The organism is Cohnella baijiui (assembly GCF_020731285.1).
Classification (GTDB): domain Bacteria; phylum Bacillota; class Bacilli; order Paenibacillales; family Paenibacillaceae; genus Cohnella.
This window is the reverse complement of record NZ_JAJFOW010000180.1, coordinates 1-328: the sequence shown is the minus strand read 5'-3', so window position 1 is coordinate 328 and position 328 is coordinate 1. Positions and strand designations below refer to the sequence as shown.

General features: G+C 51.2%; 1 protein-coding gene. It reads left to right on the top strand.

The annotated features are described in order from the left end of the window. Window positions 1–42 precede the first annotated feature (42 nt). Window positions 43–328 (top strand): homocysteine S-methyltransferase family protein (locus LKX83_RS32220; protein WP_227887345.1); only part of this gene is annotated, 286 nt, incomplete at its 3' end.

The window sequence follows — 328 nt, the reverse complement described above, 5'->3', positions numbered from 1 at the left end:
AGATATTTCAATGTCGGCCAATAGAGGAAGGGAGGAGTAGCCATGCCAAAGGAAAATTTGAAGACATACCTTAACGACCACCTGTTGATTGGAGACGGTGCCATGGCAACATGGCTGTATCAGCTTGGTGTGCCGATCGGTGTCTGTTATGAGGAGCTGAATTTGTCGAATCCAGAGATCATAGGCACGGTACATCGTGCTTATTATGATGCCGGTGCTCGCTTCATTCAGACGAATACGTACGGGGCGCATCGCGATGCGCTCTCCCGCCATGGGCTGCAGGAAAAAGTGGCAAGAATCAATCAAGCTGCGGTACGTGTCGCCACGG